This window comes from Thermomonospora echinospora, from assembly GCF_900108175.1.
Taxonomy (GTDB): domain Bacteria; phylum Actinomycetota; class Actinomycetes; order Streptosporangiales; family Streptosporangiaceae; genus Thermomonospora; species Thermomonospora echinospora.
Genome location: NZ_FNVO01000014.1, coordinates 112,976 through 129,542, shown reverse-complemented (window position 1 = coordinate 129,542; position 16,567 = coordinate 112,976). Strand labels below are relative to the sequence as shown.

Below are 16,567 nucleotides of genomic sequence, written 5' to 3'. Positions count from 1 at the left end.
CTCCTGGTCAGCGGCCGGCGAGGTTGGCGGGCAGGGAGGATCTTGAAGTCTTGGCCCGGATAACGGCCTACTTATCTACGGTGCGCAACTACGGGATAGGGATCGGCAAGACCGCCGAGCGGCTGGGCGAGGCGCGGCCGCTGGCGTCGGTGACCGAGGAGGAGATCGGCGAAGCGCTGGAGTTGTTGTGGGGTGGTGCGGCGGTCAACACCTGGAATGCGCGCGAGCCGGACAACCCCACCCTGACCCCGCCTCGGCCGGCTCTCGCGGCCAGGTGCTGCAGGAGGCCATCGGAGGCGGCGACTGGGCGGAGGGCCTGCTCGCCCGAAGATATACCAACTATCTACTTTTGGTAGTCAATTGATTTCCCTGGGTGAGGGCACGGGTTGGGAGATGCTCCCAACCCCCCAGGAGACGCAATGCTCGACTACACCGGCGCCGTCCCGGCCGGCAACGTCTTGATCGTGCACAAGATGATCAACGCCTACCTCATGCCCGACGGCGTCAGCGACGCCGAGACCAGCGACAACGACGAGCTCCAGACCTACCGGGCCGACCCCTGGCCCAACAACGCATCGGTCTACTGGGAGTTCGAGCCCGCACGGGGCCGCCCCGGGGCCTACTACATCCGCTCCCAGCCCAACCGGCGCTACCTCGGTGTGCGGGGAAACCTGGCCAGAGCCGACGCGGTGGTGACCCTGCGGATGAACCAGAGCAACGCCGGGCTGTGGGAGCCCGTCCCCATCCCGGGCCTGCCCGACATCCCGGGCCACCCGGTGGTACGCGCGCTGCGGCTGCGCGGCACCAACTTCGCCATGGCCACGGCCGGGAATCTCCTCAACCGGGACGCCGAGATTCACCTGGACCGCGCCTGGGACGGCGAGTTCACCTTCTACCACGCCTTCCTCCTCATCCCCGGAGAGTCGGTCGTCACGCAGCCGTAGCAGCCTGGTGACGCTCGCTCTCCAGCCGTTCGGGATTGACGGGGCCCTCGGACGCTGACGGCACAGATCCGGACGGCGATCGCCGACGTCAGGCAGGCCGGGCTGTCGGGCCGGGCGCTCACCGGTCGAGCTGGAGGCTGCCCCCCGCACCCGGCACACGCGGGCCAGGGGCCGCGTCCCCGGACGGGGGCACGGCCCCTGGCGCAGGCAGCTGTCACGGTCCCGTCAAGCAGGAAGTAAGGGGGAGTTCCGCCGACAGGCCGGCGGGATCGACGTTGAGGCTTGCGGATTCGCTCACGCAGGTGAGGAGAGCGACGGGGTCGACGACGTGCGGGGCTGCGGTGGCCGTCGGCGTGGTGACGGCGACGACCGGGATGGCCAGCGCGCCAACGGCCAGGACCCGGGCACTGCGGCGGCGCACAGGTGAACGCGTGGAGGAGAACGCCATGAGGATGATCCCTTCGTAGACGGTGACGATCAGGATGTGCAGGACGAGCGGGGCGGTAGCACCCCGTTGCCCCTGCTCTCCCATCTTCCCCCCTTCCGTCACTCATGGTCGCTAAGCGGCTACTTTTCCGTGAGCCTTGTTCGTGCAGGTCAAGGTCTTTGCCACCCGCGGTCCTCCGCGGCATGGCGTCATACATCACTACTCCTGCCGGTGTAGCGGTGCCGATCCTGCGTCCCCGGTAGTAGGCGGAGGAGTCTGCCTGGGCATGATGACCGCCGACCGGCCCGGACATCACGATGTCCGGCATGCACATGATCCGAGTCAAGGGCGGGTTCCGTTCCGTGAGTCCGGAGAGCCGCCGGCCCTCGCCCCGCGCGCCGAAACCCGGCACGAGCACGTCCGCGGCAGCGGCGCAGAGGACCGAGCCGTGTTGACACGCGGGCGGCCGGCAGGCCGGCGGCCGGTCAGCGGGCCGACCGCTCGGCCGGGGATCACCCTCGCCACGGTGGCCGTCGTGCAGTTCATGGTGTCGCTGGACCTGTCGGTGGTGAACGTCGGGCTCCCCCAGATCGCCACCGGCCTCGGCTTCGGGGCGGTGGGCCTGACCTGGGTGATCCACGCCTACGCCCTCGCTTTCGGTGGGCTGCTCCTGCTGGGCGGCAAGGCCGCCGACCGGTACGGCCGCAGGCGGGTCCTGCTGCTCGGGCTCGGCCTGTTCGGCCTGGCCTCTCTCATCGGCGGCTTCGCCCAGGAACCCGGCCATCTGGTCGCCGCCCGAGCCGCGCAGGGCGTCGGGGCCGCGGCGCTGGCTCCGGCCGCGCTGGCGCTGCTGACCGCGACGTTCCCCGGGGGCCGGGCCCGGGTCCGGGCCTTTGGCGTGTGGAGCGCGATGAACGCCGCCGGAGGCGCCCTCGGCGTCCTGATCGGCGGCCTGCTCACCGAGTACGCCGGCTGGCGCTGGGTGATGTTCGTCAACGTGCCGATGGCCGTGTGCGCGCTGGTCCTGGCCTGGCGAGGTGTCGCCGCCGGCCCGCCGCCGGTCCGCAGTGGCCGTCCGGACGTGCTCGGTGCCGTCCTGGCCACGGCGGGCATGACCCTGCTGGTGTTCGGCATCGTCCGCACCGACCAGTACGCCTGGACCTCGCCGGTCACCTTGACGACCCTGGCGGTCGCCGTCGTGCTGCTGGCCGCGTTCGTCCACGTGGAGCGGACCACCGCCCGCGACCCGCTGATCCGGCTCGGCCTGTTCGCCAACCGTTCGGTCGCCGGCGCCAACGCCTACAACCTCCTGGTCGGTGCGGCCATGGCCGCGGCCTTCTATTTCATGTCCCTCTACCTCCAGCGGGTCCTGGGGACCGGGCCGGCGCTGACGGGGCTGATGTTCCTGCCGTTCGCCCTCGGCGTGGTCGCCGGCTCCGTGCTGGCCATCAGACTCGGCTACCGGCTGGCTCCCCGGACCCTGCTGGTCTTCGGTGCGGCGCTGACCGCGGCCGGGTTCGCCTGGTTCGGCCTGATCAGCCCCGACGGCGCCTTCGCCACCGACGTCCTGGGGCCCTCCGTCATCGCCAGCGTCGGCTTCGGGCTCTGCCTGGGGCCGCTGGTCTCCACCGCCACGGCCGGCGTCGCGGCCCACGAGAGCGGCGTCGCCTCGGGCCTGCTCAACAGCTCACGCCAGATCGGCGCCTCGCTCGGGCTCGCCGCCCTGGGCACTGTCGCGCACAACCGCACCGGCCGGACCGCCACGCCCGAGGCCCTCAACGACGGATACGCCCTCGGCCTGGCCCTCAGCGCCGCGCTGCTGGCCGCCGCCGCCCTTATCGCCCTCACCGTCCTGCGCCGGACCGGCCCACCGGCGCAGACCGAACGGACCGATGACCGCGATCTGCTCCCCGCCCGGGACTGACCGGCAGCACGCCCCTATACCGCCTGTCCTCATCCACCAGACGGAGACCAGACAACGATGACCACCACCGAACTCGCCGAGGCGAGGGAGCGTTCCACACCACCACCGGGGGGCGACTCCGCGGCGGGACAGCGCCCGGCAGGACTGCTGCGCCCTTTTCTGTGGAGTTTCGCCGCCGTTGTCGTCCTGCAGATGATCGGTGCCCTCGCGGGTCTGGCGCCGCTGTTGGCGGTCGTCGAGTTGGGCCGCACCCTGCTGTCACCCGGCCCGATCGATCACGGCCATGTCCGGTTCACCGTGCTCGCGGGCGTGGTCGGCTTGTTCGTCCGGCTGGTGTGCACGGCCGCATCGTCGGGAATCGGGCATCTTCTCGACGTCCGGGTGCAGCTGTCGTTCCGCCGGCGGCTGGCCGCAAGGTTGGGGCGCGCACCGATCGGCTGGTTCTCCGGGCGCCGGACGGGTGAGCTGGCGAAGGTCGTGGGCGAGGACGTGAGCGCCGTGCATCCGTTCATCGCCCACACCCCCGGCGAGCTCGTCGCCGCGTTCGTGGTGCCGCTGGTGTCGCTGGTCTACTTGTTCGCCGTCGACTGGCGGCTCACGCTCATCACGCTGATACCGGTGGTGCTGGCGGTGGCGTTGGTCCCTTTGATGATGATCCCGGCCCGGCTGCGCGAGCAGCAGGAGTTCGACGGGGCCATGGGGCGGCTCTCGAGTGCGGCCGTGGAGTTCGTCCAGGGCATTGCGGTGGTCAAGGCGTTCGGCGGAGGCGAGCGCGCCCACCGCAGGTTCCGCGCGGCCGCCGACGACTTCGTCGGCGTTTTCTACCGGTGGGTGCGCGGTGTCTCCGCGATCGCCGCCGGGATGCAGCTGGCGCTGTCGCCCCCGTTCGTGCTGCTGGTCGTGCTGATCGGCGGTGCGGCGCTGATCACGACCGGTGGCATGGCCCCCGCCGACCTGTTGCCCTTCCTGCTGCTGGGGCTGGGACTGACCGCTCCGGTGGCGGCTCTGGGCCACGGCTTCGACGATCTGCAGGCCGCCCGGCGCGCGGTCGGCAGGATCGGGGACGTGCTCGCGGTGCGGCCGCTCCCGGAGCCCGCGCACCCGGCCGCGCCACGGGGACACCGGGTGGAACTGCGTGGCGTCCACTTCGGTTACGAAGCCGATCACGAGGTGCTGCGCGGCATCGACCTGGTGCTCGAGCCGGGGACGGTCACCGCGCTCGTCGGGCCGTCGGGAAGCGGGAAGTCCACGCTGGTCCAGCTGTTGCCGCGGTTCTTCGACCCGACTCGCGGTTCGGTCACCCTGGGCGGTGTCGATCTACGCGAGCTCGGCAGCCGGCGGCTGCACCGGATGGTCTCCTTCGTCTTCCAGGACGTTCGCCTGCTGCGCGCATCGGTCGCCGACAACATCGCGCTGGCGGTACCGCACGCCGACCTCGACGACGTGGTCCGCGCCGCCTGGCAGGCGAACATCCACGACCGCATTCTCCAGCTGCCGCGCGGATACGCAACGGTGATCGGTGAGGAGGCCGGGCTGTCGGGGGGCGAGGCCCAGCGGATCTCGCTCGCCCGCGCGCTGCTCGCCGACGCGCCCGTCGTGGTGCTCGACGAGGCGACCGCCTTCGCCGACCCGCAGACCGAACGGGCGGTGCGCCGGACCCTGGCGGCGCTGAAGGGCGATCGGACGATCGTGGTCATCGCCCATCGCCTGGAGACGGTCGCCGACGCCGACCTCGTCGTGATGCTGGACAACGGGTCGATCGTCGAGCGCGGCGAGCCCGCCGAGCTGCTGGCACGAGGCGGAAGGTTCGCCGCGTTCTGGCAGGCCCACCGATCGGCGCTCCGACCGTTGCTCGCCGATGAGACCACACCCCACGGTGGCGTATCGCAAGGAGACGAATCCCGATGATCGGAATGCTGCTGCGCGTGCTGGGACACCAGTACGCCCGGCCGGTGCGCCGCACCCTGGCCCTGATGACGACGACCGCGGTGGCCGAGGGGTTGTCCTACGCGCTGTTGGTCCCCGTGCTGCGGGCACTGCTGGGGAGCACGCCCGAAGACGCCTGGCCCTGGCTGATCGCGTTCGGGGCCGCGGTCGCGGTCTACGCGGTGCTGCGCTATGTCAGCGATCTGTCCGGTTTCCGCGTCGGGACCACGCTGTTGCGCGGCATGTACCACCGTCTCGGCGACCATCTGGCCCGGTTGCCCCTCGGCTGGTACGGCACGGACCGCGTCGGGGAGGTGTCCGTCCTGGCCGGCCGCGGCCTCCTGCAGGCGATGAGCGTGATCGCGCATCTGCTGGCACCGTTCGTCTCCGCCTGTGTGACTCCCCTGACGATCGTCGTGGTGATGTTCGCCTTCGATGCGCGCATGGGGCTGGCCGCGTTGGCCGCCGTACCGGTCGTGGCGGGGCTGTGGAGGTGGACGGGACGCTCGATGGCCGCCGCCGACGCCGAGCGCGCCGAACGCGACCGTGAGGCCACCGGGCGGGTCATCGAATATCTCCAGGCCCAGCCGGTGCTGCGGGCCGGCGGCCGGACCGCCGAACGCTTCGGGCTGCTCGACGACGCGCTGCATGGGCTCCAGCGCGCCTCCCGCCGTACCGTGCTGTCGGCGCTGCCCGGCGTGGTGGGGCTGACCCTCACGGTGCAGGCGATGTTCACCGTACTGTTGATCTTGGGCGCCTACCTCGCGCTCGGCGGGGCCATCGGCACGGCGGAGGTCCTGGCGATCCTGGTGCTGGCCGCCCGCTGCGCGGACCCGCTGCTGTCGCTGTCGGACATCGGCGGCAGGCTGCGCGGCGCACGCGCCGAGTTGGCCAGGCTCGATGCGCTGCTGCGCACCGAGCCGCTGCCGCAGGCCCGCGAACCGATCCAGCCGGCGGGCCATGACGTGGAGTTGGCGTCGGTCACCTTCCGCCACGGCGGCCGCACGGTGCTCGACGACGTTTCGTTGTCGGTGCCGGCGGGACAGCGCCTGGCCGTTGTCGGGCCGTCGGGCGCGGGCAAGAGCACCCTGCTGCAGTTGCTGGCGCGGTTCCACGACGTGGAGGCGGGCGCGGTGCGCGTGGGGGGTGTGGACGTGCGCGCCATCAGCACCGAGGCGCTGATGGCGCAGATCGCCATCGTCTTCCAGGACGTCTATCTCTTCGACGGCACGATCGAGGAGAACGTACGTCTGGGCCGTCCCGACGCCGACGAAGCCCAGGTGCGGGCGGTGGCGGCCGCGGCGCGGTTGGACGAGGTGATCGAGCGGCTGCCCGGCGGATGGGCGACGAACGTCGGCGAGGGCGGCGCACTGTTGTCGGGTGGTGAGCGCCAGCGGGTCTCGATCGCGCGGGCGCTGCTGAAAAACGCGCCCGTCGTGCTGCTGGACGAGGTGACCTCCGCGCTGGACCCGGTGAACGAGGCGGCCGTCCACGAGGGCATCGAGCGCCTGATGGCGGGCCGGACGGTGGTGATGGTGGCGCATCGAATGCGGACCGTCCAACACGCCGATCGCGTCGTCTTCGTCGACGGCGGCCGCATCGTGGAGGAGGGCACCCACGATGAGTTGCTGCGCCGCGGCGGCCGCTACGCCGACTTCTGGAGCGTGTCCCCGGCCTCGGCAGCGGGCGAATGAGCCGGCATGCCGCTCGATCCTTTCCGGCAGATCATGAGGTTCGCCGATCGCCGATCGGCGGCAGGGCAGGGATCGTGGTGGCGAGCCAGCCGTCAGGGGCGGCAGTGAAGTGCGGGGCGGCGCCGGTCTCCCACCACGACCGAACCGCCGTCGTGGTCACCTCCTGGCCGGTGCGCCGGTGCGCCGGTCGGTGTAGGTGACCTCCCGCTCGCCCACCTTGCGGACCGTGACCCGGCCGCGTTTGCAGCCGGCCGGGTAGTCGTTTGGTGTTCTCCTCGGGGAGGGTTGCGCGGAGGGTTTCGTCGTCTACGGGGCTCTGCAGGCCCGGTGGGCCGCTGTCGTCAGGCGGGGGGCTGGCGCAGGTTCGGCACGCTGCTCTTGGACAAGATCACCCTGCGCCTGTAGTTTCTGTTCGTCCTGCTCACAGCCGTTTTGATCATGTTCTTTCGGTTCGGTCCGATGAGGTGAGGTACCCCTATGCCAGAGCCGTTGCTGCGGTTGTCGCCGGAGGTCGCCGACGCGCTGGAGGGCCGGTCGCCGGTGGTGGCGCTGGAGTCGACGATCATCTCTCATGGGCTGCCGCGGCCCCGCAATCTGGAGGTGGCGCGGGAACTGGAGGAGCTGGTGCGCGCCGGCGGGGCGGTGCCGGCGACGATCGCGGTGCTGGACGGGGTGGCGCACGTTGGCCTGGACGACGCCGCCCTGGAGCGGGTGGCCTGCGACCCGGATCTGCGCAAGCTGGGATACCGGGACCTGCCGCCGGCCGCGGCCACGGGGGCCGGCGGCGCCACCACGGTGTCGGCGACGGCGTTCCTGGCCGCCCGCGCCGGGATCCGGGTGTTCGCCACCGGCGGGCTGGGCGGGGTGCACCGGGGCTGGGCCGACAGTTGGGACGAGTCGGCGGACCTGGCGTTGCTGAGCCGTACCCGGATCACGGTGGTGTGCGCGGGCGTGAAGTCGATCCTGGACGTGCCGGCCACGCTGCAGCGGCTGGAGACGCTGAACGTGACGGTCGCCGGCTACCGCACCTCCACCTTCCCCGGCTTCTACCTGCACTCCTCCGGTGAGCCGGTGGACTGGACGCTGACCGAGCCCGAGCAGGTGGCCGCGGCGATGCGCGCCCAGGACGCCCTGGACGGGCCGGCGGCGGCGCTGGTGGTGGCCAACCCGGTGCCGGTCGAGCGGCAGCTGGATCCGGGCCTGCACGACCGGGTGCTGGGCGAGGCACTGGCGGCGGCCGAACGCCAGGCGGTGACGGGCCAGGCCACCACGCCGTTCCTGCTCGACTACCTGGTGCGGGGCACCGGCGGCGCGTCGCTGGAGGCCAATCTGGCGGCGGTGCGCGGCAACGTGGCGCTGGCCGCCGAGATCGCCCGCTGCTGGGCGGCCGGGCCGCGATGAACGTCCCGGCGCCCGCCGGGCTGCTGGTGGTCGGGGACGTGGTCACCGACGTGCTGGCGCTGCACGGCCAGCCGCCGCGCCCGGGCACCGACACCGCGGCCGACATCGTGGTGGCGCCGGGCGGGTCGGCGGCCAACACCGCCGCATGGGCGGCGGAGCTGGGCGCCGACGTCCGGCTGCTGGCGCGGGTGGGCGCCGACACCGGCGGCTGGCACGCCGCGCGGCTGCGCGCGGCGGGGGTGCGCCCGCATCTGCGGACCGATCCGGGCCGCCCGGGCGCGGTGATCATCGTGCTGGTGGACGCCTCGGGCGAGCGGACGATGCTCACCAGCCGGGGCGCCGGAGCCCTGCTGGGGCCGGACGACTGGGACGACGCGCTGCTGGAGGGCGTGGGGTGGCTGCACCTGTCGGGCTACACGCTGTTCACCGCGCCGGGCCGGGCGCTGGCCCGGCTGGCGCTGGAGCGGGCCGCCGACCGCGGCGTGCGCGTCAGCGTGGATCCGGCGTCGACGGGGTTCCTGGCGGAGTTGGGCGCCGAGCGGTTCCTTGAGGCGGCCGGGGGCGCGGCGGTGCTGTTCCCCAACCGGGATGAGGCGGCGCTGCTGACCGGCTGCCAGGACGCCGGTACGGCGGCTGCGCGGCTGAGCGGGCACTTCGGCCTGGTGGTGTGCAAGCTGGGCGCGCGGGGGGCGGTGGTGGCGCGGGAGGGCCGGTTGGTGGCCCGTGTCCCGGCGGTGACGGCGCGGGCGGTGGACTCCACCGGCGCCGGGGACGCCTTCGCCGCCGGTTTCCTGGCCGCGGCGCTGGCCGGGCGGGGCGCCGAGGCGGCGGCTGCGGCGGGCTGCCGGGCGGGCGCCCTGGCCGTCGCCCGCGTCGGGGGCCGCCCGGGACCACCCGGCTCACCCGCTGATCCGGCCCGTTGATGTGATATCCGCGGGATCGGCATGCCTGGACTGTGCACTCGATGCAGGGACGGGGTGGGCAGTTGGGATGCGGCCCCGCCACGTGAGGGGGGGACGTGGCGGGGCCTGCGTCAGGTCGCCCGGAGGTACGGCGCCCTGCACGCGGATGCCTTCGAGTGTGCGCGGGATCGGGGGCCGGGTCGAGGCCGTGACACGCGCCGCCTTTTCAGATGTTGAAGCGACGCCGGGCGGGCGGCGGGCGGGTCAGCGGCGGGCGGGCGCCTCGGTGGTCAGGGGATGTTCCTCGACGGTGTAGCGCCGCACGCAGGCGCTCAGCAGCACCTGGAGGCTGGCGCCCAGGGGCAGCGCCAGCAGCGCCCCGACCGGGCCGAGGACCGCGACGCCGGCCAGCACGAGACCGAACGCGACGGCCGGGTGCATGGCCAGGGCCCTGGCGGTGATCCGCGGCTGCAGCACGTAGTTCTCCACCTGCTGGTAGGCGATGGTGAACGCCAGTACCCACAGCGCGGTGCCGGGGTCTGCGGCTAGGGCGACCAGCACCGGCAGCACCCCGGCCAGGTAGGTGCCGACGGTGGGGATGAACTGGGACACCGCCCCGGCCCACACCGCCAGCGCTAGCGCCGACGGTACGTCCAGCAGCGTCAGCGTCACCGCGTGCGCGGCCGCCGAGACCACCGCTAGCAGCGCCCGCGAGTACAGGTAGCCGCCGGTCTTGTCGAGGGCGATCTGCCAGGCGCGCAGCACCTCGCGCTGGCGGTGCGGCGGCAGCACCGCGCACACCTGGCGGCGGAACCGGGGGCCCTGGGCCGTCAGGTAGTAGGTGAACAGCAGCACGGCCAGACCCTGGAACAGCAGGCCGACGGCGGTGGCGCCGATCCCCCACACGTTCCCGGCGACCTGGGACAGGTGGCGGCCGAGTTCGCCGGCCAGGTCGGGCAGCCGGTCCAGCAGGGTGGTCTGCGACAGGTTGGTGCCGAAGGTGTGGTTGACCCACCCGATGACGGTGTCGCTGTAGCCGGGGATGTTGCGTACCAGCGCGCCGGCCTGGGCGACCAGCAGCGACCCCAGCACGCCGAAGAACAGCCCGGTGGCCGCGAGGATCAGCGCCAGGATCGCGCCGGTGGCCGGGCCGCGCCGCCAGCCGTGTCCGGCCAGCCGGTTGACGGCCGGTTCGATGGCCAGCGCCAGGAACATCGACAGCAGCAGCAGGATCAGCAGGCCCTTGAGGCGGGCCAGCAGCCACAGCCCGGCCCACGACGCCGCCGCGATCGCGGCGGCCAGCGCGAACGCCCGCGGCAGCCAGGGCGGCATCCGCTCCGCCGTCGGTCCCATCGTCGGTCCCATCGTCGGTCCCATCGCCGGTTCCGCCGCGGGTGCCGTCGCGGGTTCGGTCGCCGCTTCGGGCTGCGGTTGCGACATGCCCGAAACCTAGCCCGACCTGGGATCGGGGCCGCGGATCGACACTCGGGACCGGCGGGTGGGCGATCCGGCCCGGATCCGCCCGCGGGATGCGGCAGGATACCTGCAGCCGACTTGGTGGTGGTCTGGGGAGGGTTGTGCGGTGAGCCGAAGGCTTGCGCGGCTGGGGGTCCGGCTGCACCCCGACAAGGCCGCCTTCCGCGTCCACGACCGCGGCGCCGACCCCGCCGGCCTGCAGGCCCCGGCCCCGCCCCAGAACGGCGAGTTGGTCAGCGTCGGCTATGACCAGATGTGGGTGGCCAGCCTGCAGGACGACGTCGAGGTGACGGTGCTGCTGGAGGAGTGGGACGGCGAGCCGCCGTCGGGCCGGGGCGCCTGGGAGCAGGAGAGCAGCGGGGAGATCTACCTGCGGGGGGCGGTGGCGGTGAGCACCGCCACCGCCGAACCGGTGGTGCACGGGGTGCGGCTGCTGGGCGGGGTGGGCCGATACCGGATGCGGATCCGCGCGCAGCACCGCGCGGCGATCGCCGGGCTGTACGACGCGCTGCTGGACCGGTTCCGTGACGGGTTCAGCCTGGAGTTCCAGGCGGCGCTTCGGGAGTTGCAGGGGGTGGAGCACTATCTGATCCAGCTGTGGCCGTCGCCGACGGCCTCGGGGCCGCAGCGGGTGGTCAGTGAGGCGGCGCTGGCGTTGTCGGGGGCGTTCCCACCGGCGGCGGGCCTGGAGCCGCCGGACCAGACCGGGCCGCTGCCGTCGCTGCCGGCCCGGCCGCCGTCCCCGCCCGGGCCTGCGGCCCTCCCGCCCGCCGCCGGGCCGCTCCCCTCCCCCGCCGTACCGCAGGAGACGCCACAGGAGAGCCCGCGGGACGCGCCCGGGGTGGGGTCGTCCGCCGAGCAGGCCGTGAACGGGCCGCCAGCCGAGCCCCCTCGGCCCGTGGCCCCTTCCGCCGAACCCCAGACTCCTGCTGCCTCCGCCTCCGCCGCGCCCGCCGGGGAGGCGGGCGCAGCAGAGGGTGAGCCGCCCGGCCGGTGAGCCGGTGAGGTGAGCGGTCGCCGCCCTAGTCGACCTCAGTCCACCTCAGTCGACTTCGGCGCCGCAGGTGATGTTCAGCTTGGTGGCGGTCATGCTGCGGGCCAGGTCGGAGGCGGCGAAGGCGGCCACGTTGCCGACGTCTTCCAAGGTGGCCGCACGGCCCAGCAGGGTCCGTGTGACGATGCTGTCGGTGATGGCCGCGCGTTCGGCGAACTCCGGCGGGATCACCTCGGGGATCCCGCCGGTCTGCAGGGTCAGCACCCGCACGCCGTGCGGGCCCAGTTCGCAGGCCAGGCTACGGCGCAGGGCCTCCATGGCGGTGAAGGCGACCTGCAGGCCGCCCAGGTGCTGGCCGGGCAGCGGGTCGCCGTCGCCGCCGAACATCAAGATCACCCCGGACCGCTGCCGGATCATGTGGCGGGCGGCCGCCCGCGCGGTCAGGAACGTGGTGCGGACGGCGGTGTGGACGGGGCGTTCGAAGTCCTCCAGCGGTATCTCGGCCAGCGGGGTGCCCTGGACGTCGCCGTGCGCGATGAGGTTGATGGAGACGTCGAGGCTCCCGGCGGTGGCGGCGACCGTGTCGGCGTGCGCGTCGATCTGGGCCGCGTCGAGGGCGTCGACCTGGGCGGTGTGGGCGGTCCCGCCGGCGGCGCGGATCCGTTCGGCCACCTCCCGCAGCGTCGCGGGGGTACGGCCGGCGAGGTGGACGACGGCGCCCTCACGGGCGAAGGCGCTGGCCACCGCCCGCCCGATCATCCCGGCCGCTCCATAGATGACGGCGTTCTTTCCTTCCAGCAGCATGTCCTGCCTCCTGTTCACGGGGGTCTACCCCGGTACGGACGGCGCGGGAGCGTGAAAGGAATCGCCCGCGGGAGGGCGGGCCGGGAGCCGGTCAGGGGGTGAGGGCCGCGTCGGCGACGGTGGGCAGGGCAGGCGGGGCGGTGACCGGCGGTCTCGATGGGGCGGAGGCGGCACGCTGGGCCAGGAACGCCCCGGTCAGCACGATGGCGCCGCCGATCAGCTGCGGGGCGGTGAGGCGTTCGCCGAGGGCGGCCCAGGCGATGAGGGTGGCCGCGACCGCCTCGACGTAGCAGATCCCGCCGGCCACCTGCGCCGACAGCCGCTGCACCGCGGCCACCCCGGTCAGGTAGGCCAGCACGGTGCTGACCACGATGATCCAGGCGGCCAGCAGCCAGCCGGGGGCGGTGTGCTCGCCGACGGCCACGCCGTCGCCCAGCACGTGCCAGGGCAGGGCCCAGGGGGAGGCCAGGCCGGTCAGCAGCGCGGCGCCGACGACGGTGCCGGCGGCGGTCATCACCAGCGGGTCCACCTGCCCGGTGAGCCGTTCGACCAGCAGGAAGTAGGCGGCCTGACAGGCGGCGGCGCCGAGCCCGGCGACCAGGCCGAGGGGGTCCAGGCTCATCCCGGACCAGATCTCCACCACGATCGCCAGTCCCGCCATGGCCACCCCCACCCCGGCGGCGGCGCCGGGGTGCACCCGGGTGCGGCGTACCAGCCAGATCCACGCCAGCACCAGCACCGGCCCAGTGAACTCCAGCAGGATCGCGATGCCGACCGGTAGCCGGGAGGCGGCCACGAAGTACAGCGCCTGGCAGGCGGCGATGGCGACGGCGCCGTAGGCCGCCAGCTGCGGCCAGTACGGGCCGGCGGCGGCCAAGGCCCGGCGACCGCGCACCGCCAGCACCAGCGGGACCAGCACCAGCGCGGCGCCGGTGACCCGCACCCACACCGCCTGCAGCGGGTCCAGGCCGGCGCCGATCAGCGCCTTGCCGAACGGTCCGGAGGCGCCGAAGCACACCGAGGAGACCAACGCCAGCACCAGTCCCCAGGACTTCGCACCCGTCACCGCCGCATCTCCCGTTCCCGCCGACCCGATCACACCGAACCGAACATGAGCATAGCGGCATAACGCTCATTACATCTATGGGGATCATGCGGCCGCCCCGGCGCCCGCGCCCGGGCGACTACTATCACCACGTGAGCTGGCAGTTGGGCGGGCCCGGCAGGGGCACCGGGACGGACGACCCCTTCTCGACGGTGGAGGCGGAGGTCCGCGCCATGGTCTCGGCCCCGTGGTGGAACGCCGCACCGCCCCCGCAGCGGGCCGAGGCGATCACCTCCCGGATGCTGGCGGGCGCCGGCGAGTGGTGGCTGTTCGGCGCCTGGGCCCGCTGGTACCGCTGCGGCCTGGACGGCGGCTGGCAGCCGTGCCCGCCGCCGGCCGACCCGTCGGCGCGCCGCCGCGCCTTCACCGCCCCCCGCGGCGCCGGCAACCCGCCGGTCCCCCCGCAGCTGCTGCCCACCGGGCCCGACCTGGCCGCCGGCCGCATCGCCTCCGGCGGGTTCCTGGGCCCGCCGCCCGAACCGGCCGTGGTGGCCCGCCTGGAACAGGCCCAGATCAACGCCCTCAGCGTCAACCTCGCACAGTTCGCGCTGGCCGATCCCGCCTTCCAGGCCAACACCCCCAGCACGCTGGCCGCCGCCTGGAGCACGCTGCTGTGGTGCGCCGGGGCCCCGGTGGCCCTGGACGCCCACCCGCTGATCGGGCTGTTCGTCCCCTACCTGACCACCCCCGCCGACCGGCTGCGCTGGATGACCCCGCCCGACTTCGGCACACTGGTCGGCTACTACGCCGCGCGGCTGGGCGCCGGCGACTGGTCCGGCGCCTCCCTGATCGTCCGCGTCATGCACGACGTGGCCTCCGCACTGCGCGGCGACGCGCGGTTCCGGCCCGGCGCCGACGCGCTGGCCGCCATCACCGCCGCCTCCCTGCCCCTGGTGCAGCACGACATGGCCACCGCCCGCTACGGCCCGGCCGCCCTCATCACCGAGTGGCGGCGCCGCTGCCCGGCCGAGTTCGCCCTGCCCCTGGTCCGCGACGCGGCGCCGGGGGAGTTCCTGCGGCTGGGCCTGTACGACCTGCAGCAGATCGTCGCGCAGCTGCACGGCCACCCGATGGACCACAACGAGGTCCGCCGCACCGCCGTCGCGCTGCTGGCCGCCGATCTGCACGCCGCCCCGGCCGCCGCGCACGCGGTGCTGCCGTGGCTGGACCCCGACAGCGCCCGCACCCTCCAGCTGACGCTGGCCGACGCCGGACATCCCGGACGGCGGTGGTGGCCCCGCGACGGGCGGCTGCCCGAGGAGCTGCGCGGCGACACCGCCGCGCTGCAAGCCCTGCTGGCCACCTCCTACACGCTCGGGCTGACCTGGTGCCGGCTGGCGCACAGCGCGCCGCCGCCGACCGGGTTCGCGGTGGCCGCGGCCGCCGCCGCGGCGCTCACCGAAACGCCCGGCCAGGCGGCCGTGCCGCCGCCGGCCGCCACGGGGCCCACGCCCTGGCAGATCATCGAGGCGGCCCGCGCGCACATGGCCTCCGAACGCGCCACCGCACCCGCCGCGCCCGAGCCGCCCGCCGCCCCGGTCTCCGCCCCCTCGCCCGAGCCGGTCCCCCCGCCCGCCCCGCCGATGCCGCCGGTGGTCGAGACGGCGGCGGGCGAGGCCGGTCTCCCCCGGATCCCGCCTCCTGCGGCTTCGCCCGGCCCGACGACGACCGACGGCCCGCAGGAGGCCGCCTCCCCGGCGGCGTTCGCCCAGGACGGCCCGCCCGCGCCGCCGGTGCCGCCGTCGGCCACGACCACTCCGGGCCTGGTACCCCCCGCCGCCCCGGGCCCCGACCCGTATCCTGCGGCACCGCCCCTACCCGCGCCGCCGCCATATCCGCCGCTGTATCCGCAGTCACCTTCGTGGCCGCCGGCCGGAACGACGATCGGGCAGACGGCCGGGCAGACCACGCCTCCGCCGTACCCGGGCCCGCAGACCGCCCCGTACCTCCCCCAGGCCACCCAGGCCACTCAGGCCGAGGAGCCGCCGCCTGTGCCCGAGCCGCTTGCGACGTCGGCCGCGGCACCGGACGTGGTGCCGGACGTGCTCGCGGACGCGCCGGTGGCCGAGGCGTACGGGGTCCGGTTCCTGTGCGGCGAGGACGACATCGAGCGGCTGGTCACCGAGGTCCGCCGCCGCGGCAAGTGGGCGCAGCGGCTGCGCGGCCAGGAGGTCTCCAGCGCGTCGATGCCGGCGCTGCTGCTGATCGGCGGCCCGTCCAGCGGGCAGCGGCGGCTGGGCCGGATGGTGGCGCGGGCTCTGGCCGACGTGGACGTCAGCAGCGGGGAGCTGCACGAGGTCCACGCCGAGGAGCTGCGCGAACGCGGCCCCGAGGGGCTGCGGGCGGCGCTGGCCGCCCACTCCGGGCACGCGCTGCTGCTGGAGGGCCTGGACGGGCTACTGCTGGAGGGTCCCCAGGCAGGCGCCTATGCCGCCGCGCTGTACCGGGCGCGGGCCGAGGGCGTCAGCGACACCACGCTGCTGGCCACCTGTGAGCCGGCCCGCCTGGCCGACCTGTCGGCCGCCGCCCCCGAGGTGGTCACCGACCTGCGGGCGGTGCGGATGCCGGACCTGTCGGACCCGGGGCTGCGGCGGGCGCTGCTGGCGCTGCTGGCCGAGGAACGGCGGCTACGGCTGGACGCCGAGGCCTGGCAGGTCGCCGCCGGGGACCTGCCGGCGCTGCGCGGGCGGGGCCGGCTGACCGGCGCCCGGCTGATCGAGACGTACCTGGACCGGGCCACCGCCCGGCATCTGGGCCGGGCGGTGGCCACCCAGGCGATCGGCAGCACCGGCATGCTGGTGCTGACCGGCGCCGACTTCCACGGCCTGGCCGCGGAGCTGTCCTCACCGTGACCGGACGGCGCCGCCGCCCCGTTCTGGCCCGAGAGGAGGATCGGACCGGATTTTGGCGGTGGTGAGGGTGCGGCCGGAGACGCGGCTTGGAGTCTTCGAAGCTACCGGTAGGAGGAAC

At 74.1% G+C, this 16,567-nt stretch carries 13 protein-coding genes; 9 read left to right on the top strand and 4 right to left on the bottom strand.

Going from position 1 to position 16,567, the window contains the following annotated elements:
* The first annotated feature begins 50 nt into the window (after nt 1-50).
* Nucleotides 51-356: a hypothetical protein gene (locus C4U03_RS42085; protein WP_235018179.1), complete on the top strand. Its 306-nt coding sequence runs from the start codon at nt 51-53 to the stop codon at nt 354-356.
* 63 nt (nt 357-419) lie between these two features.
* Nucleotides 420-944 carry an RICIN domain-containing protein gene (locus C4U03_RS27145; protein WP_103941471.1) on the top strand — a complete coding sequence of 175 codons (525 nt, stop codon included), beginning with the start codon at nt 420-422 and terminating at the stop codon, nt 942-944.
* Between the two features lie 214 nt (nt 945-1,158).
* Here the strand turns inward: C4U03_RS27145 and C4U03_RS27140 are convergent, their stop codons facing one another.
* Nucleotides 1,159-1,476: a hypothetical protein gene (locus C4U03_RS27140; RefSeq protein ID WP_103941469.1), complete on the bottom strand. Its 318-nt coding sequence runs from the start codon at nt 1,474-1,476 to the stop codon at nt 1,159-1,161.
* A 421-nt stretch (nt 1,477-1,897) separates the two neighbouring features.
* On the opposite strand from C4U03_RS27140, the gene C4U03_RS41285 reads away from it, so the two are divergent.
* From C4U03_RS41285 to C4U03_RS27120, 5 genes are all read left to right on the top strand, one after another.
* On the top strand, nt 1,898-3,295 hold the full coding sequence (locus tag C4U03_RS41285) for an MFS transporter (RefSeq protein ID WP_235018177.1): 1,398 nt from the start codon (nt 1,898-1,900) through the stop codon (nt 3,293-3,295).
* Nucleotides 3,296-3,352: 57 nt separating this feature from the next.
* The gene (locus tag C4U03_RS41280) at nt 3,353-5,203 is read left to right on the top strand and encodes an ABC transporter ATP-binding protein (protein WP_200827499.1); all 1,851 of its coding nucleotides are present in this window, start codon (nt 3,353-3,355) and stop codon (nt 5,201-5,203) included.
* Nucleotides 5,200-6,915 carry an ABC transporter ATP-binding protein gene (locus tag C4U03_RS27130; protein ID WP_103941467.1) on the top strand — a complete coding sequence of 572 codons (1,716 nt, stop codon included), beginning with the start codon at nt 5,200-5,202 and terminating at the stop codon, nt 6,913-6,915. The genes C4U03_RS41280 and C4U03_RS27130 overlap by 4 nt, the downstream gene beginning before the upstream one ends.
* 477 nt (nt 6,916-7,392) lie before the next feature.
* Complete coding sequence (locus C4U03_RS27125) at nt 7,393-8,316, top strand: pseudouridine-5'-phosphate glycosidase (protein WP_103941465.1); 924 nt, start codon at nt 7,393-7,395, stop codon at nt 8,314-8,316.
* A complete protein-coding gene (locus tag C4U03_RS27120; protein ID WP_103941463.1) occupies nt 8,313-9,239 on the top strand; it encodes a carbohydrate kinase family protein in 927 nt (308 codons plus the stop codon). The genes C4U03_RS27125 and C4U03_RS27120 overlap by 4 nt, the downstream gene beginning before the upstream one ends.
* Nucleotides 9,240-9,482: 243 nt before the next feature.
* Here the strand turns inward: C4U03_RS27120 and C4U03_RS27115 are convergent, their stop codons facing one another.
* Nucleotides 9,483-10,571 carry an AI-2E family transporter gene (locus C4U03_RS27115; RefSeq protein WP_235018176.1) on the bottom strand — a complete coding sequence of 363 codons (1,089 nt, stop codon included), beginning with the start codon at nt 10,569-10,571 and terminating at the stop codon, nt 9,483-9,485.
* A gap of 229 nt (nt 10,572-10,800) precedes the next feature.
* Here C4U03_RS27115 and C4U03_RS27110 point away from each other — a divergent pair, with 229 nt between their 5' ends.
* Nucleotides 10,801-11,691, top strand: coding sequence for a hypothetical protein (locus C4U03_RS27110; RefSeq protein WP_146087546.1), 891 nt, complete (start codon nt 10,801-10,803; stop codon nt 11,689-11,691).
* Nucleotides 11,692-11,736: 45 nt separating this feature from the next.
* Here C4U03_RS27110 and C4U03_RS27105 read toward each other — a convergent pair whose 3' ends face one another.
* Together C4U03_RS27105 and C4U03_RS27100 are read right to left on the bottom strand one after the other, a co-directional pair.
* Nucleotides 11,737-12,492 carry an SDR family NAD(P)-dependent oxidoreductase gene (locus tag C4U03_RS27105; protein WP_103941457.1) on the bottom strand — a complete coding sequence of 252 codons (756 nt, stop codon included), beginning with the start codon at nt 12,490-12,492 and terminating at the stop codon, nt 11,737-11,739.
* A gap of 91 nt (nt 12,493-12,583) precedes the next feature.
* Nucleotides 12,584-13,558 carry an EamA family transporter gene (locus C4U03_RS27100; protein ID WP_200827498.1) on the bottom strand — a complete coding sequence of 325 codons (975 nt, stop codon included), beginning with the start codon at nt 13,556-13,558 and terminating at the stop codon, nt 12,584-12,586.
* Nucleotides 13,559-13,689: 131 nt separating this feature from the next.
* Here C4U03_RS27100 and C4U03_RS27095 point away from each other — a divergent pair, with 131 nt between their 5' ends.
* The gene (locus C4U03_RS27095) at nt 13,690-16,449 is read left to right on the top strand and encodes a hypothetical protein (protein WP_146087545.1); all 2,760 of its coding nucleotides are present in this window, start codon (nt 13,690-13,692) and stop codon (nt 16,447-16,449) included.
* The last annotated feature ends 118 nt before the right edge of the window (nt 16,450-16,567 follow it).

Bases quoted from the DNA above. Each gene is read 5' to 3' on its own strand.
- C4U03_RS27145 (WP_103941471.1), top strand. From the start codon at position 420: ATGCTCGACTACACCGGCGCCGTCCCGGCCGGCAACGTCTTGATCGTG.
- C4U03_RS41280 (WP_200827499.1), top strand. From the start codon at position 3,353: ATGACCACCACCGAACTCGCCGAGGCGAGGGAGCGTTCCACACCACCA.
- C4U03_RS27130 (WP_103941467.1), top strand. From the start codon at position 5,200: ATGATCGGAATGCTGCTGCGCGTGCTGGGACACCAGTACGCCCGGCCG.
- C4U03_RS27140 (WP_103941469.1), bottom strand. From the start codon at position 1,476: ATGGGAGAGCAGGGGCAACGGGGTGCTACCGCCCCGCTCGTCCTGCAC.
- C4U03_RS27125 (WP_103941465.1), top strand. From the start codon at position 7,393: ATGCCAGAGCCGTTGCTGCGGTTGTCGCCGGAGGTCGCCGACGCGCTG.
- C4U03_RS27105 (WP_103941457.1), bottom strand. From the start codon at position 12,492: ATGCTGCTGGAAGGAAAGAACGCCGTCATCTATGGAGCGGCCGGGATG.
- C4U03_RS27115 (WP_235018176.1), bottom strand. From the start codon at position 10,571: ATGGGACCGACGGCGGAGCGGATGCCGCCCTGGCTGCCGCGGGCGTTC.
- C4U03_RS27120 (WP_103941463.1), top strand. From the start codon at position 8,313: ATGAACGTCCCGGCGCCCGCCGGGCTGCTGGTGGTCGGGGACGTGGTC.